Source organism: Rosettibacter sp. KY25 (assembly GCF_057554405.1).
Map to the genome: position 1 here is coordinate 183,078 of NZ_BAAJAO010000001.1, position 23,558 is coordinate 206,635.

Below are 23,558 nucleotides of genomic sequence, written 5' to 3' on the forward strand. Positions count from 1 at the left end.
TATTCAAAAATAAGTAAGATTGAATAAAAAGGTTACAAAAAATGAAAATAGGAATTACATGTTACCCAACATATGGAGGAAGTGGAGTAGTAGCAACTGAACTTGGACTTGCTCTTGCTTCGTTAGGGCACCAGGTTCATTTTATTAGTTATGCAATTCCGCACAGATTAACTCACTTTGTTGAAAATGTTTTTTTCCATGAAGTTGAAATAGCAAGCTACCCATTGTTTGAACATTCATTATATGGGCTTTCATTAACAAGCAAGATGCTTGAAGTAATTGAATACGAGCAATTAGATTTGATGCATGTTCATTATGCAATTCCTCATGCTGTAAGTGCTTATCTTGCCAAACAAATCCGTAAAAAAGTAAATAAAGATATAAAGTTTATAACTACACTTCACGGAACTGACATTACACTTATGGGTCTTGAACCTTCATTTATGCCGCTCGTAAAATTCAGTATTGAAGAAAGTGATGGAGTAACTGCTGTATCAAGATTCTTAAAAGAGAAAACTTTGATAAATTTCAATATCAACAAAGAAATTGAAGTTATTTACAATTTCATTGATACAGAAAAGTATAAACCATTCGACAATAAACCTTATCGAGAAAAATTAGCCTCTCAGGGAGAAAAAATTTTAATTCACACATCAAATTTCAGAACAGTTAAAAGAGTTCCTGACACAATAAGAATACTTCAAAAAGTAAAAAAAGAATTGCCGGCAAAATTAGTTCTTGTTGGCGATGGACCTGACAGGTCAGAATGCGAGAGGCTTGCAAGAGAATTGGATTTACAAAAAGATGTAATATTTTTGGGAAAGCAAGATGGATTGCCGGAAATCTTAAATGCTGCAGACATTTTCTTAATGCCCTCACAATCAGAAAGTTTTGGATTATCTGCTCTCGAAGCAATGGCTTGTGGAATTCCAGTTGTAAGTTCTTCTGTAGGCGGCTTACCTGAATTAATAATTCATAATGAAACTGGTTATATTGCAGAAATTGGTGACATTGACCGAATGGCAAAATATGTTATTGATTTACTAACTAATGAAAAGAAATATGCTATATTTTCAAGGAATTCAAGAGAGAGAGCAGTTAAATATTTCGACAAGAATTTAATTGTTCCAAAGTATATCGAATACTACGAAAAAATTCTTAATTCATAAAAATTATAGATGATATACAATAATTATTTAATCTGTGTAATTTCCTTACACTAAGCAAATAATTAGTGACGTTTTAGTTTAAGTAAATAAGTAAGAAACTTTGTTTCGTGTTACAATTTTAATGAAATATTATTTACAAAAGCTGACCAAAAAAATAATTTTCCAATCAAATAATCTTTAAAAATCGATTTATAACAGTGTCATCTGTTTTCTATTTTTTAAATTAGCCAGCTCAGGTTGCAAAATCATACACCAACTGGTCTTCTTCCTATGCTGTAATATGTAAAACCCATATCAATCATTTTATTCAGGTCGAAAATATTTCTTCCATCAAAAATAAGTTTTGATTTAAGCATGGATTTTATTTTATCAAAATCTGGATTTCTAAATTCATTCCATTCAGTTAATATAAGAAGAGCATCAGCATTTTCTAATACTTTATATTGTTCATCTAAATATTCAAGAATATTGCCGAGATAATATTTAGCATTTTCAGCTGCAGCAGGGTCATAACCTTTTACTTTTGCGCCTAGTTCTACAAGCTTTTTAATTATTGCAATTGATGGGGCTTCGCGCATATCATCTGTATTTGGTTTGAATGCAAGTCCCCACACACCAAAAGTTTTTCCTTTGATATCATTATTAAAATGACTTAGAATTTTTTTAACAAGAATTAGTTTTTGATTATTATTTACTTCGTCAACAACTTTCAAAATTTTTATTGGAGAACCTTTTTCTTCCGAAGTTTTTATTAACGCTTTCACATCTTTAGGAAAACACGAACCACCATAACCAATACCAGGGAAAAGAAATCTTTTTCCGATTCTTGAATCGGCACCCATTGCTTTACGAACTAAATCTACATTTGCTCCTACAGCTTCGCAGAAATTAGCTATTTCATTCATGAAAGTAATTCTCATTGCTAAATATGAATTTGCAGCATACTTTGTAACTTCTGCACTCTCAGGGTCCATATCATAAATTGGATTACCCTGACGAACAAATGGTTCATAAAGTTCATGAAGTTTTTCAAAAACTTTTTGGCTTCTTGCACCAATTACAATTCTATCAGGTTTCATAAAATCATCTACAGCAAAACCTTCTCGCAAAAATTCTGGATTTGAAACTACTTCAAAATTTTTCAGTCCATATTTTTGTAAAATTTTTGTTACTTCATTAGAAGTACCAACTGGAACTGTGCTTTTGTTGACAATAATCTTAAAGTCTTCTGAATTTTCTTCTTTCAAAATCTTACCAATCTCTTCAGCAACTCCAAAAACATATTTCAAATCGGCTGAACCATCATCATCCTGTGGCGTTGGCAAACATAAAAATATTACTTCAGATTCAAGAACAGCTCTTCTTAAATCATCTGTAAAAATTAATCTTTGTTTTTCAATATTTCGATGAAATAGAATTTCTAAACCTGGTTCATAAATTGGTAAGATATTATTTTTTAGTTTCTCCAGTTTTTCTTGATTATTATCAACACAAATTACTCTGTTCCCCATTTCTGCGAAACATGTTCCACTGACTAATCCAACATAGCCAGTTCCAATTACAGAAAGTTCCATTGATTTTTCCCTCTAATTTATTTTACTTGTTGTTTGTCAGAATTAAATAAAAAATCTTTGCCGATATCCTTAAATCTTTTTAATGATAAATCTTTTTCAGAAACAATAGGATTTTCAACATTCCAGTTGATGTTCAAATCAGAATCGTTATATAAAATCCCTCTTTCAAAATCCTTATTATAAAATTGAGTGCATTTATAACAAAAAATTGCTTCATCAGATAAAACAGAAAAACCATGTGCAAATCCGGGTGGTATCCACAGCTGAAATTTATTTTCGTCGCTCAGTTCACAGGAAAAATATTTTCCAAAAGTTGGCGAACCAAAACGTATATCAACAGCAACATCTAAAACTTTTCCTTTTATTACAAAACACAATTTGCCTTGAGCAAAATTTTGAATCTGATAATGAAGCCCGCGAATTGTTCCCTTTTTTGATTTTGAAATATTATCCTGAACAAAATTATAATTAATGCCAAGCTCTGAATATTTTTTTTGATTAAATGATTCAAAGAAAAAACCTCTGTCGTCAAAGTAAACATCAGGTTTAATAATTAATAAACCATCGATGAAAGTTTTTTCAGCTGTCAATTTATCCTCTCAAAATTTAGGATTAAGATGCCATCGCCAAGCAGATTCAAGAATTTCTTCAATCGTGTATTTTGGCGACCAGCCTAAAAGTTCTTTAGCTTTTTTATTATCTGCAACAAGAACTGCAGGGTCGCCCGCTCTTCTTGATGTAATTTCATATGGAATTTTCTTTCCAGTAATTTGCTCGGATTTTTTAATTATTTCTAAAACAGAATTTCCAGTACCTGTCCCCAAATTAATTATTGTAGATTCCTTACCACTGTTCAAATATTCCAGAGCTTTGAGATGTGCATCAGCCAAATCCATTACATGGATATAATCACGAATACATGTTCCATCTTGAGTATCATAATCATTTCCATAGACAAATAACTTTTCTCTTTTTTGTAATGCAGTATAAAGAACAAGAGGAATTAAATGAGTTTCTGGATTATGACTTTCCCCAATTTCACCACTTAAATGCGCCCCTGCAGCATTGAAATATCTTAATGCAACATACTTTAATCCATAAGCTGTATCAAAATCTTTTAACATCGTTTCAATCATAAGTTTTGTGTTTGCATATGGATTTATAGGTTTTGAAGATTCTTTTTCTGAAATTGGAATCATCAATGGATTTCCATAAATCGAACAAGTTGAAGAGAAAACAAATTTTTTAATGTCACAATTAACTACTGCTTTAATTAAATTATAACTTCCAACAACATTATTCATATAATAAAGCTCAGGGTTTTCAACAGATTCGCCGACATAAGCTAAAGCTGCAAAGTGAACTACAGCTTCAGGTTTATGTTTTTTGATTACTTCTAATAATTTTTCATATTCAAGCAAATCAACAATTTCAAGTGGAACATTAGGAGGTACAGCTTCTTTATGTCCACGAAATAAATTATCTATCACAATTGGTTCATGATTATATTCACATAATAATTTTACGAAATGAGAACCAATGTAACCTGCACCGCCAGTAACGAGTATCTTCATAATTTTATCAAAATTTTTTTTGTAAAAATACGAAATAAAAATTTTGTAAATAAACTATCAGAAGAAATTTCTTAAAATGACTTTCTTAAAAAAATTTCACTTTCGAAAAATTTTTATTGAACAAACCAAGTTATAGCATTAATTTTCATAATAAAAAAGTGAGGGATAGAAAATGGCAAAGCTTCCCAAACGATTTGAAAGATTCCTGAAAGAATTTCCAGATATTGCAGTAGCCTATGAAAATTTAGGTGCTGCTGTTCATGAATCCGGTCCTCTTGATGAAAAAACACGAATATTAATTAAACTGGCAATTTCAATTGGTGCAAGAATGGAAGGAGCTGTGCATGCTCAGGTTCGCAAAGCTTTAAAAGCAAAAATTAAAAAAGAAGAAATTCGGCAAACTGCAATGCTTGCAATTCCTACAATTGGATTCCCAGCCGCAATGGCAGCATTAAGCTGGATTGATGATTTATTAGACAAAAAAGGAGGAAAATAATTATTGGAAGAAACTACACTTCGTTTTCATTATAAACTTTATATTGATACAAAAAGATTTACCGCACTATGGGCTTTCAGCGAAGCTGTATTTGGAGGCATGCTCGCAATACTAAAAGTTCCATTCTCTGGAATGCTTTTAAGTGGTGCAGCAACAGTTTTCATTTCATTAATCGGCAGATATTCAGAAAATAAATCAGAAATACTTCGTTCAACTTTGCTTGTTATTCTTGTTAAAGCAGTCGTTACTCCCTACAGTTCATTAAGTTCTTACTTCGCTGTTGCATTACAGGGATTAATGGGTTATGTATTTTTTAAATACATTAAAAACATAAAATTGAGCAGCATACTTCTTGGATTTTTCTCAGAAACATTTTCTGCAGTTCAAAGAGTTCTTGTTTTAACAATTCTATTTGGAGTTACATTCTGGGAAGCAATTGATTCTTTTACTCATTTTATTTTCAATCAAATAGGTGTTGAAAAATATTTTTATCCTTTCAGCTTGAGCATTTTCTCAATTATGCTCTACATCAGCATTCACATGATAGCTGGAATTTATGTTGGGTCAAAAGTAGTTAAAATCCCAGAATGGATAGAAAACAGAACTGATTTAGTTTATCCGCTTTATTCATCTTTTTATTATAAAATGGATGCATTCAAATTAAATCTGAAAAACAAAAAGAAAAAGAGATGGTGGAAAAAACCAAGTGGAATTGTAATCATAATATTTTCTATTGTGTATATGATTTTATCTTTTTACTCAAAAGAACTTGGACCCTACAAAGCAATCGAAATTCTAATGATGTTAATTCGTTCTATGTTAATTACTTTCATATGGTTTGTGTTTGTTTCACCTTTTATAGAAAGAAGGCTAAGCAAATTCCTCGAAAAAAATAAATTCGACCATGCACCTGAGATTAATAAAATTATTGTTCTCTTCCCAAGCATAAAAAGACTTATTAACTACACATGGTTTATGTCGCAGGGTTATCTTGGAGTTTTTAGATTAGTAAAATTTTTCTCTGATACTATTGCATTATTACTTTCTGCAGAAATTAATGAAGAACAGGATTTATATCATAACTGGATTGAGTAAATCCGGCAAAACAACAAGTTTAATGAGCTGGACAGCATCTCAAAAAAATATTGATGGAATTCTTCAACCTGTAATTGAAGAAAAACGCTTTTTCTATCATATCTCATCAAGAACTCTATTTCAATTGGAAAGTGAGGATGATGTCAATTCTATTAAAGTAGGAAGATATAAATTTAGATTAGAAGCTTTTAACTGGGCAAACGAAAAATTAATTAATTGTATTGGAAAAAATTTAGAATGGATAGTTGTTGATGAAATTGGCTTACTCGAACTCAATGGAGAAGGTCTGCACTCATCTGTAAAAAAACTTTTATCATCAACTTTAAATGAAAAATTAATTTTTGTTGTTCGAGAATCACTGCTTCAACAAGTTCTTGATTATTATAAAATTGACAATTATGAAACTATGAAGTTACAATACAATTCTTTTTAATTTTGCAAAAGAAAAAATTCACAAGAATAAAAATGAAAAAAACATTTGTACTCTTTTTGTTAATCTTAACACCAAATTTAATCTTCGGCAAAAATCAAAATAACTTTTATAGAATTTACAATTTAGGCATTAATAATGATGTTGTAATTGAATTGATAAGTAAGGAACTAAAATCAAATTTAAAATTCAGTCCGATTGATAAACTTGATAAAGGCAGTATTTTCTTTGAAACATCTGAAGGGAAAAAATATTTAAGAGGAAGCCCTGAAAAAATAATTGAAAGTAAAAATTCAATTAAAGCTACATGGAAAATTGATAATCATTTAATCACAATTACATTAAAAAAAGAAAAAAACAATTTTAAGATTCAGTTCAATGCAGATAAAAATGATGACATAATAAAATGGGGATTTAACTTAGATGCGACTGAAGATGAATATTTCACAGGTTTATTTGAACGAGTAGTTGATGGAAATCAAAAAGAATCTTGGAAAGAAGGAATTCAAGAAGCCCTAAATTTGAGAGGACAATCTGTAGAAATGATAATTAAACCGACACTCTCACTTTATACGCCATTCTATATTTCATCAAGAGGTTATGGATTATTTGTTGAGGGAACCTGGCCTGGATATTATGACTTTTGCAAAGAAGCCGAAAATTTTGTTCAAATAGAATTCGAAGGGCAATCGTTAAGCTTTATAATTTATACATCAAAAAATCCAGCAGCAATTGTAAAGGCTCATACACTTAATGTTGGTCCTCCAATTCTTCCTCCCAAGTGGGCATTTCTGCCATATAGATGGAGAGATAATCATACTAATCTGAAAAAATATTACGACAGCACAGAAGTAACTGCACCATACAACAGCATGCTCGTAGAAGATATTTTAATGATGAAAGCACTCGATATTCCTTTTGGAGTTTACTGGGTTGACAGACCATGGGCAAAAGGTGAAGAAGGTTATGAAGATTTTGAATGGGACGAAAATCGTTTCCCAAATGCAGAGAAAATGATTAAATGGCTCGAGAAAAAGAATATAAAATTTTTATTGTGGATTGCACCATGGGTTCGTGGTAAAATGGCAGAAGAAGCAAAAGTAAATGGTTACGAACTTCCGGCTAAAATTAATACTCCAAGAGTATTGATTGATTTTACAAACCCAGATGCAGTTAAATGGTGGCAAGAAAAAGGTCTTTCAAAAGTTCTAAAACAAGGTGTCAAAGGTTTCAAACTTGACCGTGGAGAAGAGATTGTTCCTGAAACAAGAGATATCAAAGTTTTTAATGGAAAAACTGCAAGAGAAAATCGTAATGATTATGTTGTTCAATATGTCAAAGCAACTCATGACATAATAAAAAAATTTTATGGGTATGATTTTGTTTTGTTCCCAAGAGCGGGATACACAGGAAGTACAAAATATAGTGCATTCTGGGGCGGCGATATTGCATCACCACCAGAAGGATTAAGATGTGCCATAATTGCTCAGCAAAGAGCTTCAATAATTGGATTTCCAATATGGGGTTCGGATACAGGCGGATACTGGCAGGGCGATTTAGACCGTGAAGTATTGGCTCGATGGCTTGCATTCAGCTGCTTCAGTCCAATTATGGAAGTTGGACCAACGGAAGACCGCGGTTTGTGGGATATGAAAAAAGAACCACATTATGATGTCGAACTTTTAGCTGTTTGGAGATTATATTCAAAACTTCATGAAAAATTAGCTGACTATTTGTATTCATTAGCTAAAGAATCACATAAAACTGGAATGCCAATTGTACGACCTTTATTTCTAATTTATCCAGAACAAAAAGAATCATGGAATGAATGGCAAACATATTTGTACGGTTCGGATATTCTTGTTTCTGCAATTTGGCAAAAGAATCAAACATCACAAAAAGTTTATTTGCCTGCTGGAGAAGATTGGATTGATGCATGGTCTCCAGAAAAAATTTATAAAGGCGGACAATTCATTGAAGTAAATACACCTCTTCATAAAATTCCAATCTTTATCAAAAAAGGTTCAAAAATTAATCTCGGTGATTTGAATAAACTTTATGAAGAATCTTTAAATATTGTGAAGAACAAACCTGATTTGAAAAAATTACAGGAAGTGGAAAAGTGGTGATTTGTGGATTGCAAGATTACAAGATTGAAAGATTGCAGGATTACAAAATTGTTGGAAGCATTCCTCATAGAACAATATTGCATAGTTCAATGATTTCAGAATTGAAAGATTGATTTGCAAAAAAATTTTTTGAATTAGAATTTGCTTTCTATATCATTAAAATAAAATTACTTTTCTAAAATCGAAAAGTTCTTCCTGCTTTCATAAATGTTTTTATATTTTCGATTGGCACCTCTTGAGGTAAATCGCAACCCGTGCTTAAAATAAAATTAGGATAATCTTTCATTACGTCAAGTAAATCAGTTACTTCTTTCATAACTTCTTCTGATGAGCCAGTTAAAATTTTTCCGGTTGGACAAATATTTCCAATTACAATAACATCTTCAGGAATTTTCTCAGCTATTGATACAATATCTACTCCAGCTTCTTTTGAATCAATGCTTAATGCATTTACATTTGCTTCGCACATTTTTCCAATCAAATGCATGGAATTCCCACAAACATGATACACAACCGATACATTAGTATCTTGACATAACTTGCAAATTTTACTAACATAACTCTTCGAAAATTTATCGAAGTTATCAGGACTTAACATAACTGCACTTGGCTCAAGTACACAAATAATTTGTGCACCTGCTGAGATTAAAAGTCTTGTATAATCTAAAATCTTTTCTATTACAACATCACAAACTTCTGTAAGGAACTCAGGATTAGTTATAGAATAAAGAGCTGCATTCGTAGCTCCCAATAAAAGTCCTGCTAAAGTATAAGGACCTGTTACATAAGCTCCTTTTAAAATTTCTTCTGGCAGCAAAATATTCATCAATTTAACTGTCTCAACATATCCAAGTAATCTTGTATCATAACGTATATCTATATTCCGCAATTTTATTAAATCATCATATTTAATTTCATCAGTAACAACGGTAGCAGATTCATTAATTGGGAAAATTGTATATCTTCCAAGTGCATTTGCTTCAACAGATAAATCCATCAATGTGAATACTGCATCTGGGTTAAATGTATCAACATTGGCTTTGATTACTTTGAAATGTTCATAATAATTTTGCTGAGCAAGTTTTATTGTGGAATTAATAAGTTTTAATCCAGGGAATCCAACAAGCGGTGCAACCAATCTTTTCTTTTCTTGATTAGCTTTCTGAAGATATTGCAAAAGAATTTTTTCTTTCATATTCATTTCAAAATTTTGTTATCACTTTTGTAAAATCATTTTCTTTGCATCTGTGAAATTGTGTGTTAAAATTCTATAAATATAAATTCCTGATGAAAGATTCTTTGCATCAAATACAACTTCATGATATCCAGCAGAAATTTCTTTATCAATAATTGTTTCGATTTCACGTCCAGCAATATCATAAACTTTCAGATTAACGAAATCATTTTTCGGTAAATAAAATCCTATTCTTGTTGAAGGATTAAATGGATTTGGGAAATTCGGCATTAATTGATATTCGGTTAATAACGGAAGATTGATTTCATGTTCTACAGAAGTTATCAAATCTTTTCCATCCCCAACAATTTCAATTTCATTAATATTATTAATTCCCATTCCTTTTTGATTTAACATATAAAGATAATTATCGCATTCACTGCCTGAAGGCAGAACCAATTTTGGATTTGATGGATTACGCCCCATAATTGAAGCTCCAACACTATCAACAGCCACTGCATCTTTCCCTGCAATTAAAACATTATATTGCGCTGGTTGAAATGTTGGATTCCATACACCTTCGCCGCCAATTGCATTTTTAATTCCATCAATAATTGAAAGATGAATTGGACAAGCTAAATACAAATCACTTATTGATTTTGGCAGATGAGTATTTGAAGGACCTCCTTCTTGATGCAATGCACCTCTTCGACCATTATCATTTGGAAGCACATATAATTGTTTTGGAACAATTCCAACATGATTTTTAATTGCACCTGTAAAACCTGCTTCGTAATGATGTTTTAATTTTGGAATTGATACAAATAAATCAACCTCATTAAGTATTTGATTGAACTTGAACGACTTATAAAAGAAATTATTTTCACCAACAGATTTTTCAATAAAAGCAGGATAAGGGTCAGGTTTATTTAAATCAATAAAATTAACTCCAAGATTATCTTTAATTTCCTTATATCCAAAATTGTTGAACGAAGCATCATCCCAAAGAGCTTCAACAATAAAAATATCTTTTGGATTTACACCAGAATCAATAATCAATTCAATTGCTGCGCGCATTACTTCGGGATGAGTCCACATTGCCTCTTGAATAGAATATCCCTTCAGCTTTGAACTGAAAGAGGAACCCGAACCACCTGTTAGATTAATTTTAATTGCAACTCGTTTTCCATTATAAAATAAATCTTTAATTCCATCAATCTGCTCAAACAAATATTGAACTTTTTGTTTAACATAATTTCTATCATAACTATTAGCTTTTGTTACAGCAACTTTTGCTTTGAATTCATTAGGAGAAAAAATTGATTTTGCAAATGAATTTTTCGATAAAATGGATGGAGCCAACATCAAACCTGTCGATGCAATTCCTACTGATTTAATAAATTCTCTTCTTGTAAAACCTTTTTGATTTTTCATTTTTAAGTTCCTTTGTTTAATAAATAATTTTTCTTAAAACTTCTTTGTTTATTTTCACAATCAACTTTCATTTAATAGTTTTTGCTTTCATCATAACAAGGACACAATACCTTCAACTTTAATTTTCCATTTGCCATTTTTTGGAAAACCTGGGGCAAAAATTTTTGGTGCTCCTTCCCAACCCGCAGCCATCATTGCAATTGCTGTCAGCAATCCTCCATTGCCTGGAAGATAAATTGGAAGTCTTTCATCTTGATAATTATGACCGTTGACCAGATAAGAATTTTTTTGAACATTCATCATCAAGGCATCAACAGCCAATTCTGGTTCACCAATTCTTGCTGCTGTCATTGCAATCATTGGATAATCCCAGCCCCATGTTTCATTCCAATTCCAAGTTTCCAGAACTTTTTTGAGTGTGTTACGCATAATTTCTTTGTCAACATTTTCATTTGGCAACATCCCATACGAAGCTAATAAAGTTGGATGGTCATTTCTATTAAATTTATCTTCAAAAGTATTCATAGCATTTTCTGCATTTTGATATAATCCATCTTTGACTGGCAGTTTTGATAAATGTTCTATCACATGCTGCCATTTTTCATTTTGTTTTAATCCTAATCTTTCCCTCCACATTTGAGCAGTTTTTAATCCAAATAACCAATATGATAATTCAAAAGCTGGATTAATGCTTTCATTTGGTTTATAAATTTCCTGTGCAGGAATTAATGGAGGTCCTAAAACATATCTATTATTTTTTTCATCCCAATGGGCAAAAGAAGAAAGAAATTCAGCAGTTTCAAAAACAAGATTTTTATACTTATGAAGTATTGAATCGTTTTTATAATACTTGTATAAAAGTTCTGCAAAATAAATTATATGAGGCTGTTGCCAAATTAAAAATACACCAACTTTAGATGGACTTTCCCTTCCATCAATTGAAACCATTTTGTGCCAGCGAACGCCATTAAATCCTTGAAGTTGTGCTGTCTTTTGAGCAAGAGGTAAAATTTTTTGATACCATTCTAATTTACTTTCGAGGAATTCGGGTTTGCCCCACAATACAAAATGAACTAAATGCCACCACGCCATTTCAAGATGAAATTTTCCATACCAGCTATTGAATGTTAATCCAGTTTCTTGAGGAGGATAAATTCCCCCACATTGAATTGCAGTTAAATATCTTGATAAAATTATTCTCCTTTCCAATTCAAAAGAACGTGAATCGGTGCACTCAGAAAAATCAATTGCGCCTCCAGTTTCCCAGAAATTTCTCCAATATTTTTTTGAAGCATTTATTGTTTCAAAAACATCCGGCAATTTTTCATTATTAATTTTTTGAGAAAAGAGAACTGTAAACTCAAATGCATCTTTGGAATTAATATTCAATAAAAAATTATGTTTAGATTTTCGTACTAATTGAGCATTATTCCATTTTATTAAGACATAATAAATTGTTGAATCTAAGGTTCTTTTAATTAATGCACTTTTTGAATCACTCACGATTATTTCAGAATTATGTTTTTCTTCGCTTTCCCAGTCAGATGCATTTTTTCCCCACTTAGTTGAACCATAAGGGAAAGCAAATTCAATTGATGTTTTGTTTTCTTTAAGAAAATCAGATTTTATTCTTACAGCAATTAAATCTAATTGAGGATGAGAAATAGTTTCTATAAAAAATTTTTTATTGTTTACTTCGAATGAACTTTTAATAATTCCTTCCCAAATATCTTCTTCCTGATGAATATTTTTTATCTGAGAGATTTTAACTTCGGAAAAATCCGGATTAAAAATTTTCAAACCAATTCTTGCTAAATTTAATCGATGCGGATTAGCTCTTAACCATTCACCTGCTTTAGAATTCTGATTAGATGCAAAAGGAATTTTTCTTCCATAATAATCATAATATTCAAAAGTATCTTCCAGTTTATAATTTTCATTTGGGATTGAATGCCATCCCCATTCACTCATTGTGCATAATGGAATTCCATTTTCATAAAATTCAGGAAAAGATTGCAAGCCCGTAAAGTCTGTTGTAAAAGCGAATTTACCATTGCCTACAGTATATGGAGAAAGTGAATCAGCTTTTGTAATTACTGGAATATGCCGATGGACAACGGCATATCTATCAATCTTATTTTGTCCTGAAACAACTTCAGAAAACAAAATCAAAATTATGAATATGAATTTGTTCAATTTCATCTAATCAATACCATCTTTTTAGTTTCAGAGAATTTATTCCCTGCAGATATTTGATAAAAGTAAATCCCGCTCGATAAATTTTCTGCATTCAAAGAAATTTGATAAGTGTTGGCAGTTTGATATTCATTAATTAGAGTATCTATTTCTCGCCCAAGTTCATCATACAAAATCAATTTCACATGTGCTGGTTCATTAATGGAATAAGAAATAATCGTTTCGGAATTAAATGGATTTGGATAGTTGTAATTAAGCTGAAAAGATTTCTTTTCATCAAAGTTTTTTTCTTTAATGTCTGTATAAATATTTTTTACTCTGTAGACTGCAGTTCCTGAAGTTACAAACAAAGTTTTACCATCTTCACCAAAACAGCAATTAGTTGTTTGTCCCGGAATTGGGATTGTATCGACAACACTTCCATTTGGATTAAAAACCCAAATTCCAATTGGTCCTGCTTCGAAGATGAATCCAAATTTATCTACTTTCATTCCATCTGCATAACCTTGAGGAGGTATAAATGCAAATCTTTTTTTGTTAGCAATAACAGAATCATTCACCACATCCCATACGTAAATTACACGAGCTTCTGAATCGCTCACATATAATTTTTTTTCATCTGGTGAAAATGCAATTCCATTGGGTCTGAACAAAGTTTTATCAAGTAATTGTAAATTGCCGGAAGGACTAATTCTATAAATTCCATAAAAGTGAAGTTCTTCCTGATTTGAATTAATTCCATAAGGCGGATCAGTAAAGAAAATTGAACCATCAGATTTTACAGCAATATCATTAGGACTATTTAATCTCTTCCCTTCAAAATGCGTTGCAAGAGAAGTTAGTGTTCCATTTTTTTCTAATCTTGCAATCTGACGCAATCCATGCTGAGCCAGCAGCAAATTTCCATTTTTATCCAGTGCAAGTCCATTTGAATTTCCTGATGGTTTTAAGAATATCGAAACACCCGAATCAGGTTTCCAACGATAAACTGTATTTGCCGGAATGTCACTGAATAATAATGCATCATCTTTCCAGACAGGTCCTTCTACAAATTGAAATCCATCTGCAATTTTTTCAACTATAATTCCTTTGGAATTAATTGTTTGACTAAAAATTTTATGAGATTGAATTATTAACAACAAACTCAAAAAAAATTGTAATGATTTCATTTTCATAATGCCTTCATTATTTGTTAAAAATTATAATTGAATTCATATAACGATTCCATTACTGTTAATCATAAAAAATTATTTTAGAACTTATCTGCTTTCGTTTGAAAAAATTTTTGATTTTCAAACGGTTCAATAATTTTTTACTGTCTCTATAAATGTAAGAATATTATCTGTTGAAACACCTGGAGGCATTCCTCCACCACAAGATATTATTACTCTTGAATAATCATTAAGCGAATTAATTAAATCCTCAGTAGCTTTCTTAACATCATCTTGAGTTCCATTGGCAAGTACATCTCTTGGAGGAATATTTCCAACAAGTGTAATTTTATTTTGAGTAAGTTCTTTCAATTCATTCAATGTAACATCGAAGCCCATATTAAAAAGATTAATTCCCATTTCAGGAAGAAATGGAGCCGATACTTTACACGGCGCATCATTATGCAAGAATTTAACAGACACATCTTCATTGAATAATTCTTTGAAATAAGGAAGTCCAAATTCTCTAAATTCATTTTCACCCATGAAACCAATTATATCATCAAGCAAAAAGATTCCATCTATAGTTGGAAAAGTTTCCATTTGAAGATGAAGCCAGTCTTTCAAATAATCAGTAATTTTTCTTAAAAGAAGATGAGCTTTATCAGGCTGCATCATCATTGTTGTAAGAAATTCGGTTGAGCCCATTAAATAACTTGCAATATTTAGAGGACCACGAGCAACAGCAAAACGAATTTTGTGTCCTGCATCTTCAATTCTTGGCTGCATAATTTTTAATCTGTTTAACATAAATGGCAATAAACCATCTGTAGCTGGATTAGGCTTTTCGATTAAATCAATATCATCTGCTGAACGAATTATTTTGTGTGCGAAAGGAAACTCATCAGGCGGAAAAGTGCATTTAACACCAAATGCAGAAGGCTCTGTGCACATTCCGAATTCAGACCAGAATCCTGGCAAAAACATTACATCAGGAAAATTGTTAATGGCTTTTAAATTTGCTTTGAACCAGAGTTCTTCACTCGAAAAGTATTCAATAATTTTAATTCCATACCAATTGGGCAACCATGGACTATCAATAATAAATGCCATAGGCAAGGGCCTAATAATTTCTCCATTAATTACTCTTTTTAATATTTCCCATTGTTGGTCTGTCATTTTTTTTCTCCTAATTTCTTATATCTATTTTTTATTAATCATTTATATCATCAACTAATATACAACAAACATATAATTGAATTTTATTCCCAAGCCAATAAAGAAAACTGTTATAATTAAAAATTCATATCAAATCAATGTAAGGAATCCAAAAACCAATTCTTTATTTCAAAGAAATTTTTTATTTCAAAAAGAGATTCTTCGCTTTGATCAAAATGACTCAATTGTTCTTCCTGTTATTCTGAGTCCGCAAAGCGAGAGGAAGAATCTAAATTCCACAATTACAATTTCAAAGAGATTCTTTATTACAATAAAAGTAAGTATATATTTTAAGTCATTAATTTTTTCTTGAATTTCATTTTAATTCTATAAGTGCAATCTTTGACTCCGCATTTATCGCATAAGTATTCTTTCCATTGTGCATTTTTACCAATGCCAATTATTCCGCTTATTGATTTCATTGGAATCATCAAAGCAGAATCTGTTAATTTTATTTCACAAAAATTTTTGGGCAAAAGGGAAAAAAGTTTATGCTGTTCAGAAACAGACCAATTACAATAACCAGGACTATATCGATTAGTAACTTTCAGCCCCAGTGTTTTCATTTTTTCTTTCAGGTAGTCATGCAAAATATCAGTTACGTTTTCAACTTCTTCTGATGCAGTAATATCAGCCAGATAGCTTAAAAGAATTTCCCCCTTTTCATTTAATTCTTTAATCCAATTTTCTATTTCCCTTCCGATAGTTGAAACAAATATTGCAACTTTTTCAATCTTGTTTAATTGTGATTTAACAATTTTTTCAGTTTTAAAAAAAATATTTGAGATGATTATTCCATCTTTACTTTCTGAAGATTCATAATCAAGAATTTTATATCCTGCTCTTATTTGTAATTTCTTTTTCGATTCATAAATAATTTCATCGAGAAATTTGTCAAAATGTTCTGGCAAATTATTGTAACCAAGAATATCAACAATTTGATTTTTCTTAATAGTAATTAATTCTGGATTTATCAAAAGTTCGAAAGTATTATTGTCTATTTCTCTTTCAATAATCATTCAAGATTCCTGATAACATTAGCAATTGCTGAAATATGTGCAGGAGTAGTTCCACAGCATCCGCCAATAATATTTGCACCACTTTCAATTAAAAGCTGTACTTTAGATGCCATATATTCTGGAGATTCAGGAAAAATTGTAATTCCATCTTTATAAATTGGTTTGCCTGCATTTGCATGAACAAGTATTGGGATTGAAGAATCAACGTTTCTAATTTCTTTTACTATTTCTATCATTTGGTCGAATCCGTTGCCACAATTTGTCCCAATAATATCTGCACCAGCTTCTTTGATAACTGATGCCATCAAAGAAGGAGTTACACCCATCATTGTTTTATAATCGCCAGTTAAAGTTTTTTCAAAAGTAAATGTGCAGATTACATCAAGATTGGTAGATTCTTTTGCAGCTTTGACTGCAATTCTTGCTTCATCAAGGTCGGACATAGTTTCAATAAGAATTGCATCAACTCCGCCTTCTTTCAATGCTTTTGATTGAATTGCAAAGCCCTCATAAAGTTCTGATTCAGAAACTTCTCCCATCATCAATAAAACTCCAGTTGGACCCATTGACCCAAGAACAAAATGATTATCGCCTGCTGCTCTTCTTGAAATTTGAGCAGCTTTAAAATTTAATTCTGCTGCTCTGTTTTCCAATCCATAATGTTTTAATTTAGTTGGGCTTCCTCCAAAGCTGTTTGTTAAAATCATATCTGCACCAGCATCAATGTAACTTTTAGCAATTGCAAATACATCTTCCTCATGAGTTACATTCCAGAGCTCTGGACATTCACCTGGTTGAAGTCCCTTGCTCTGAAGAAATGTTCCCCAAGCTCCATCAGAAATTAAAATTTTCCCTTTTGATACAACATCAATTAATGATTTCATAAACTATTTCCTTTTTTATCATCTTGTGTTATTCTATCTTTTCTTTCTTACAGTTTTAAAACAAAAACTAAGAACACGAATTAAGATTCTTCACATAGTTCAGTATAATTATGTTATTTTTCTTACTTATGAAGTCTGCCAAATGCAGTCGAAACAATTTTTTGTAAAGAGCAAGAGCTATTAACAAGAATATGACTTATTATTTAATCTGCTTTTTCATCAATTTATTTTTAATCTTTCCAGAAAGTCTACAGCACTTTGAGGATTAGGGCCATAAGCATCTGCCCCCATTTTTTCTGCTGCTTCTTCTGTCAATGGTGCACCGCCTACAATTACTTTAACATCAGGAAAATGTTGTTTAATTTCTTTAACAGTAACAGCCATATTTTGCATTGTTGTAGTAAGTAAAGCACTCAACCCAACTGCAGAACCAGGATTTTGTTTTATTGCATCAAGAAATTTTGTTGATTTAACATCAACACCTAAATCAATCACATCATAACCATTTCCTTCGACAACCATGCTGACAAGATTTTTTCCGATATCATGCAAATCACCTGCAACAGTTCCAATAATAAATTTTCCTTTCTTTTCAACAATGCCTTTTTGAAAATAAGGTTTGAGATGATTCATAACAGCCTGCATTGCTTTTGCAGCCATCAATAATTCAGGTACAAAAACTTCGTTACGACTAAATTTATCACCAATTCTCTTCATGCCTTCGTTGCATGCATTAAGAATATCATTGGGCTGCAACCCTGCTTCAAGAGCTTTGATTGTTAATTCATCTGCTCCTTCCTGTCCTTTTAAATCTGGAGGATATGGAGAAGCTAAATTAACTTTTCCTCTTTCAATGCAAAGTGTAATTCGATTAATTAATTCTTCCATATCAATTAACCATTTTATTTTATGAAATTTATTTTATTAATGTCATCTTTTTGACCTGCACAAAATTGTCGCATTGAAGTTTATAGAAATATATTCCGCTTGAATATTTTGATGCATCAAATTTGACTTCATAAGTTCCTGGTGATTTAACTTCATCAATTAATGTTTCAATTTCGTTTCCAAGTATATCAAAAATTTTCAATGTTGTTTTATGATTATTAAAAGAATTTGGAATTGTAAATTTGATTGTTGTAACTGGATTAAATGGATTGGGATAATTCTGACTCAAATATAAATTATTTTGAACAATATCATCTTCAGAAATATCAGTTATGGTTTTAAATTTTCCTACTGCAAAAATTCCTAATTTATCAATGCCGCCTCTTTTAATAGTGTAAGGTTGTCTTGAAAGTTCTCGTTCATAAAATCCGCTGCCAGCTTCGGTTGTATCTTGAAGATTAAAAATATATGCATTTGCATTTCTATCTTGTCTAAATTGAGAATCTTCAAGAGTAATAAGCCAACCGAATTTAAGTGCATAATTTCCTCCTCCAGGCACAGCTTCGTTTATAAACCATTTAGCTAAAACTCTTCCGCCTGCAGCAGCTGGTATTTTATCATCTTTTACATTAACCCCAATTAAATCTTTTGTCCCTTTATTTTCAATCCATACAGGAGCATACGAAGTTGGAGTTCCAACTGGGAACAAAACTTCTGAATTTCCAACTGATATTCTAAGTTCGCCGATGCCATCAGTTATTACATACCTCGATGTTCCCCCACTTGTTGCTTCTGCTACTTCGAGATTGTTATCTCCCAGCTTTAATTTGCCTTGCATTTCTAATCTGCCTTCAATTTTTCTTGATGCATGTAATGTAACTCCAGCATTTAAATTTGTAATCAAAATATTTTTTGGACCATTGATTTCCGGAAATTCTTCATCTCTTGTAATTTGTGCCACACTTCCGCTGTATTTTAAAGTTGCCTCCTTACCATAAATTAATTTATTTCCTCCAAGAAGCAATTGCCCTTTTTTTATTTCAAGCAGATTATTTACTTTGACTGTCTTTGATAATGTCAATCCAAGATTATTATCAATAATTAATGAACTTACAGAATCTGGAATTGAAGTTCCTGTTACCTGAGCATTTGTTCCATTAAAAATATAACCTGCTTCGGTGCTCAAAATTTTTTCGCCACTTATATTAATTGAACCATCCAAACCTGAACTATGAGCTGTTTGAAGCACAGCTCCTTTATTCAATAAGAAGCTGCCTTCTCCTTTTAATTCACTTGTTCCAATATTTAAGGTAACACTACTATCTACTTCTACAGGCAATCCGCCTTTATCAAATTGAACATTTTCAAGAGTTAATGATTGAATTCCATTTTGTCTTGCAAATTCAATTTTCCCTCTATCATAATTTCCTACAATTGCGTTTTTTATTGAAACATTGCCCTGATTAATTTTCCAGATTGTTCCAAAATAATCTGTTGATTGAACAGGCATTCCTTGATTATCAAATGAATTTGTAACTATAACTTCTATCACATCCGGATTTATAAAAAATTTTCCACCTGTAACATTAAGATTACCATTCAATTCAATTATAACATTCGACGTATTCATTATTGGAATTTGTGCTGCTAATTCTCCACCGCTTAGATTTATATCTCCCATTATTGTTACTTTAATTTTACTATAAAATAAAGGGTCGCATAGCAGTAACTTGCTTGTGCCTGTATTTAATATATTAACATTCCCCCCTATTGTATTTCCATCCCATTTTAAAAAGATTGGTAATGATTGGTCAGGACAATTCCACACAAAATGATAAAAATTTTGATTAGCATTTTTGGGAGATATAGTTTTTATACTATCAAATTCAATTGTTGAACCAGAAGCCCAAAGTGAAATTGGAATTTCGCCTCCATCTTGTTTATGATAATATTTACTTCCATCCTGAAAACTTATTGTTGCAGTGGAATCCTGTTTAATTGTTCCATAATTTTCAATTATGCCACCAACTGATAAATCAACTCCATTTCCATCATTAATTTTTAATTCTGATCCTTTTGCAATTATTAGTTTTCCACCTTGAGCAATTGACATCTGGTCAACAGTATCTTTGCTGTTTAATGTTACAGTATGACCATTTTGAATGATAATTAAATCTCCAGAAGCATCTGGAGATTTTGTTGCAGGCTTTATCCATGTTGTTCCATCATATTCTTCCCATGTGTTCAAATCTTCCCAATTTCCATTGTCTACACTTCTAAAACTATTTTTAGAAGTAAGATATTGTCGCAGCCATTTTATTGCTGGTCTTTCAGTTCCATCTGATTTTATAAGAAAGCATGTCTTTTGCCAGATTTGTCCTTCAATATATCCCCAAAATGTAATTCCTTTTATGCCAGGGTGTTCCCAAAGTATTGGAAAAATTTTTTGATAAAGTTCAAGTTGTTTAGCATCATCAGGATTTCCAGAATCACCAAGATTTCCAAGGTCAAATTCAGAAATATAAATTGGCAATCCAGTTGCAGCTAATTTATCGAGATTACTTTTCAATGTATTGATTGAAGCACTTTCTAATTCGAATCGATGACCTTGAATGCCAATTCCATCAATTAAATTTCTTTGTTTCAGAAGATTAACAATGTTGAGCAATTGATTTGTGTTGTAACTGTCATTTATTATGTTGTAATCATTAAGAATTAATTTTGCTTTTGGAATATATTTTCTTGCCCATTCAAAAGCTTGAATGACCCAATCCCAGCCGGTTTTACCTGCACCGCCCAGTGCATCTTTGTATGGTGCTGGTGCGTGATTTGGCAATGGTTCATTTACAACATCAACCATATCAATATCCGGATATCTTTCTCCTACAAGACGAATCCATTCTTCAACTTCTTCACGTTGTTCTTCGAGACTTAAAGATGTAATCCAGTTGGGATACTGCTGTCCCCAAACCAACGTATGAAATTTGAAAGGATAACCTCTTTGTTTAGCATAATTATAAATTTCATCAACACGACCCCAGTTATAGTAATCACGAGCAGATTCAACCGAGCCCCATTTAGTACTGTTCTCGGGAGTAATTTGATTCCAGTAATCATCAAATTTTAGTGGAACTCCTGAAAATCCAAAAACATTTCCTAAAAATTTTTCTTTACCAAATGCCAGCGGCTGCGCAATTAAGTTTATATTCATAAAAATTATTAAAAGAAAAAGCGAGCTTAAAAATTTTTTCTGTTTCATTTTTAACTCCATTATTTCTTGGTTAAGTTATAAATTTCATCATTGCCAGTGTAATCAAACCAATCAAAGTATGCATTTGAATTACTTGTATTTCCAAGTGAAGTTGCATAAAGTCCAAATACAGCTCCTACAAAACCACCTGCAACTCTTGTACTTAAAAATGTTCCATCAACATTCTCTCTTAAAAGCTTGAGATTATTTTTATTAAACCCATAATAAAAAGAATAATCTTTCCCTTCTGCTTTTATTTTTAGTATGAGATTTTTATTCATCTCTTTTTGACTTAAAAATTTTTCTTCTAACAATTCCATATCTTCTGAATTCGTTGATTTAAAGAGCTGAACTACAGGCAAACCATTTTTAATTGACTTGCATAAAAAGTAAAAATGATTTTCATTTTGGAAAATTATAATACCAGATTTTTCAAATTCCGATTTAGGAATGAAGTTCATATTAATTAATGCAGAACAATTTTGATGCTGCTGCCTGTGACCAATAAAAGCTGGATTTGATTTTCCTACACAGGTTTCAGGTTTAAGTTTTATTCTCAATTTCCCTTTTTCCAATTGATACCATTTTTCTAATGGTGTTCTTAAAAAAATCCAGTCTTTTGATAATTCTGATGAATTAAAATCATCATGAATTTTAAAATTTCCACCATATTTTCTTACAGCAAATTTTGGATTTGGCTTTAGAGGATATGGATAAAAATACTGCACTTCTTCATAGTCAGGATTAATAATGGGCCAGCCGTCTATCCATTTTACTGGAGCTAAAAATGTTTCTCTTCCTGTATTATAAAAATTTTCTGAATAAGGTTTGTATGGACGGCATCCTAAAAATACAGCCCACCACTCACCAGTTTGTGTTTCAACAAAATCTGCATGTCCAGTTGAAGTTATTGGAAAATTTCTTTCAGGATTCAAATGCCTTTGAGTAAGTATTGGATTGTTTTTATAAGATTCATAAGGACCAAAAACATTTTTGCTTCTAAACACAACTTCCGAATGTTGCTCTGCTGTACCACCTTCAGCACAAATTAAATAATAAAAACCATCTTTTTTAAAAATGTGAGGACCTTCAATCCAGATTGGCTTTTTTGAAATATCTGTTCCGCCGTTTATAAGAATTCTTTCTTCGCCAATAACTTTAAGATTTTTTATATCGAACTCATAAATTCTAATTGTTCTGTGCCCATCATACAAAGGTTTATTATCCGGGGCAACGCTATTGTAAATGATATATGCTTTGCCATCATCATCAAAAAACAACGAAGGGTCAATTCCATTAATTTCTGGAATCCACACTGGATTTGACCATGGACCTTTTGGGTCTTTTGCAGTTACTACAAAATTTCCTCCTGCATCTACAAGTGTACATGTTACATAAAAAATTCCATCATGATATCGAATGGCAGGTGCAAAAATTCCTCTTGAAACCCCAAGCCCATTTAAATTTGCCTGTTCAGGTCTATCAAGAACATGACCAATTAATTTCCAATTAACTAAATCTTTACTTTGAAAGACAGGAATACTTGGGAAATAAGCAAATGTTGAGTTAACAAGATAATAATCATCGCCTACTCTGCAAATGCTCGGGTCTGGATAAAACCCGGCAAGTATTGGATTTGCAAATTGTAATTTTTCTTGAGCAAACAGTAAAAAGTTAAAAATTGTGAAAACATAGACTGATAAAAAAAATTTTTTCATAGGTAAATCCATAATTAATCTTATATTAAAACACATTTAAGATTATTCATCAAACTCTGAATTTTATTCTAAAAACCACTCAAAAAATTTTCATGATAATTGAATATCTTTTTAATATCATTGATTTTCTTCACCGATTCGAGAAGTTCGCCTGAGAAA

Annotated in this window: 18 protein-coding genes; 5 read left to right on the forward strand and 13 right to left on the reverse strand. The window is 31.4% G+C overall.

All coding sequences use genetic code 11. The annotated features are described in order from the left end of the window. Nucleotides 1-41 precede the first annotated feature (41 nt). Nucleotides 42-1,169: an N-acetyl-alpha-D-glucosaminyl L-malate synthase BshA gene (bshA, locus tag AC27L2_RS00875; protein ID WP_487209761.1), complete on the forward strand. Its 1,128-nt coding sequence runs from the start codon at nucleotides 42-44 to the stop codon at nucleotides 1,167-1,169. Between the two features lie 245 nt (nucleotides 1,170-1,414). On the opposite strand, the gene AC27L2_RS00880 is transcribed toward bshA, so the two are convergent. The 3 genes from AC27L2_RS00880 to galE are packed head-to-tail and all read right to left on the reverse strand — an operon-like array spanning nucleotide 1,415 to nucleotide 4,317. After that, nucleotides 1,415-2,743: a UDP-glucose dehydrogenase family protein gene (locus tag AC27L2_RS00880; protein ID WP_487209762.1), complete on the reverse strand. Its 1,329-nt coding sequence runs from the start codon at nucleotides 2,741-2,743 to the stop codon at nucleotides 1,415-1,417. A 17-nt stretch (nucleotides 2,744-2,760) separates the two neighbouring features. Beyond that, complete coding sequence (gene rfbC / locus AC27L2_RS00885) at nucleotides 2,761-3,333, reverse strand: dTDP-4-dehydrorhamnose 3,5-epimerase (protein WP_487209763.1); 573 nt, start codon at nucleotides 3,331-3,333, stop codon at nucleotides 2,761-2,763. Between the two features lie 9 nt (nucleotides 3,334-3,342). Further along, nucleotides 3,343-4,317, reverse strand: a complete 975-nt coding sequence (galE, locus tag AC27L2_RS00890) for a UDP-glucose 4-epimerase GalE (RefSeq protein WP_487209764.1) — start codon at nucleotides 4,315-4,317, stop codon at nucleotides 3,343-3,345. A gap of 172 nt (nucleotides 4,318-4,489) precedes the next feature. Between galE and AC27L2_RS00895 the strand changes: the two genes are divergently transcribed. The 4 genes from AC27L2_RS00895 to AC27L2_RS00910 are packed head-to-tail and all read left to right on the forward strand — an operon-like array spanning nucleotide 4,490 to nucleotide 8,467. Beyond that, nucleotides 4,490-4,813 carry a carboxymuconolactone decarboxylase family protein gene (locus AC27L2_RS00895; RefSeq protein WP_487209765.1) on the forward strand — a complete coding sequence of 108 codons (324 nt, stop codon included), beginning with the start codon at nucleotides 4,490-4,492 and terminating at the stop codon, nucleotides 4,811-4,813. A 3-nt stretch (nucleotides 4,814-4,816) separates the two neighbouring features. Then, complete coding sequence (locus AC27L2_RS00900; RefSeq protein WP_487209766.1) at nucleotides 4,817-5,908, forward strand: hypothetical protein; 1,092 nt, start codon at nucleotides 4,817-4,819, stop codon at nucleotides 5,906-5,908. After that, entirely contained in the window at nucleotides 5,871-6,341 is a 471-nt protein-coding gene (locus AC27L2_RS00905) for a nucleoside-triphosphatase (protein ID WP_487209767.1), read from the forward strand. The genes AC27L2_RS00900 and AC27L2_RS00905 overlap by 38 nt, the downstream gene beginning before the upstream one ends. A gap of 32 nt (nucleotides 6,342-6,373) precedes the next feature. Next, nucleotides 6,374-8,467 (forward strand): glycoside hydrolase family 31 protein, encoded by a 2,094-nt coding sequence (locus AC27L2_RS00910; RefSeq protein WP_487209768.1) that lies wholly within the window; start codon nucleotides 6,374-6,376, stop codon nucleotides 8,465-8,467. Between the two features lie 175 nt (nucleotides 8,468-8,642). Here the strand turns inward: AC27L2_RS00910 and AC27L2_RS00915 are convergent, their stop codons facing one another. From AC27L2_RS00915 to AC27L2_RS00960, 10 genes are all read right to left on the reverse strand, one after another. Further along, the gene (locus AC27L2_RS00915) at nucleotides 8,643-9,662 is read right to left on the reverse strand and encodes a uroporphyrinogen decarboxylase family protein (RefSeq protein ID WP_487209769.1); all 1,020 of its coding nucleotides are present in this window, start codon (nucleotides 9,660-9,662) and stop codon (nucleotides 8,643-8,645) included. Nucleotides 9,663-9,683: 21 nt separating this feature from the next. Next, nucleotides 9,684-11,075 (reverse strand): DUF362 domain-containing protein, encoded by a 1,392-nt coding sequence (locus AC27L2_RS00920; RefSeq protein ID WP_487209770.1) that lies wholly within the window; start codon nucleotides 11,073-11,075, stop codon nucleotides 9,684-9,686. Between the two features lie 90 nt (nucleotides 11,076-11,165). Beyond that, a complete protein-coding gene (locus AC27L2_RS00925; protein ID WP_487209771.1) occupies nucleotides 11,166-13,277 on the reverse strand; it encodes a glycoside hydrolase family 65 protein in 2,112 nt (703 codons plus the stop codon). Further along, nucleotides 13,274-14,446, reverse strand: coding sequence for an SMP-30/gluconolactonase/LRE family protein (locus AC27L2_RS00930; protein ID WP_487209772.1), 1,173 nt, complete (start codon nucleotides 14,444-14,446; stop codon nucleotides 13,274-13,276). The genes AC27L2_RS00925 and AC27L2_RS00930 overlap by 4 nt, the downstream gene beginning before the upstream one ends. 126 nt (nucleotides 14,447-14,572) lie before the next feature. After that, on the reverse strand, nucleotides 14,573-15,601 hold the full coding sequence (locus tag AC27L2_RS00935; RefSeq protein WP_487209773.1) for a uroporphyrinogen decarboxylase family protein: 1,029 nt from the start codon (nucleotides 15,599-15,601) through the stop codon (nucleotides 14,573-14,575). A 329-nt stretch (nucleotides 15,602-15,930) separates the two neighbouring features. Then, nucleotides 15,931-16,659 (reverse strand): vitamin B12 dependent-methionine synthase activation domain-containing protein, encoded by a 729-nt coding sequence (locus AC27L2_RS00940; protein ID WP_487209774.1) that lies wholly within the window; start codon nucleotides 16,657-16,659, stop codon nucleotides 15,931-15,933. Next, nucleotides 16,656-17,543, reverse strand: coding sequence for a homocysteine S-methyltransferase family protein (locus AC27L2_RS00945; protein WP_487209775.1), 888 nt, complete (start codon nucleotides 17,541-17,543; stop codon nucleotides 16,656-16,658). Before AC27L2_RS00945 ends, AC27L2_RS00940 begins: the two co-directional genes overlap by 4 nt. 219 nt (nucleotides 17,544-17,762) lie before the next feature. Then, entirely contained in the window at nucleotides 17,763-18,431 is a 669-nt protein-coding gene (locus AC27L2_RS00950) for a cobalamin B12-binding domain-containing protein (protein WP_487209776.1), read from the reverse strand. A 28-nt stretch (nucleotides 18,432-18,459) separates the two neighbouring features. Then, a complete protein-coding gene (locus tag AC27L2_RS00955; RefSeq protein WP_487209777.1) occupies nucleotides 18,460-21,690 on the reverse strand; it encodes an endo-1,4-beta-xylanase in 3,231 nt (1,076 codons plus the stop codon). A gap of 11 nt (nucleotides 21,691-21,701) precedes the next feature. Further along, nucleotides 21,702-23,399 carry a glycoside hydrolase family 43 protein gene (locus AC27L2_RS00960; RefSeq protein WP_487209778.1) on the reverse strand — a complete coding sequence of 566 codons (1,698 nt, stop codon included), beginning with the start codon at nucleotides 23,397-23,399 and terminating at the stop codon, nucleotides 21,702-21,704. Nucleotides 23,400-23,558 lie beyond the last annotated feature (159 nt).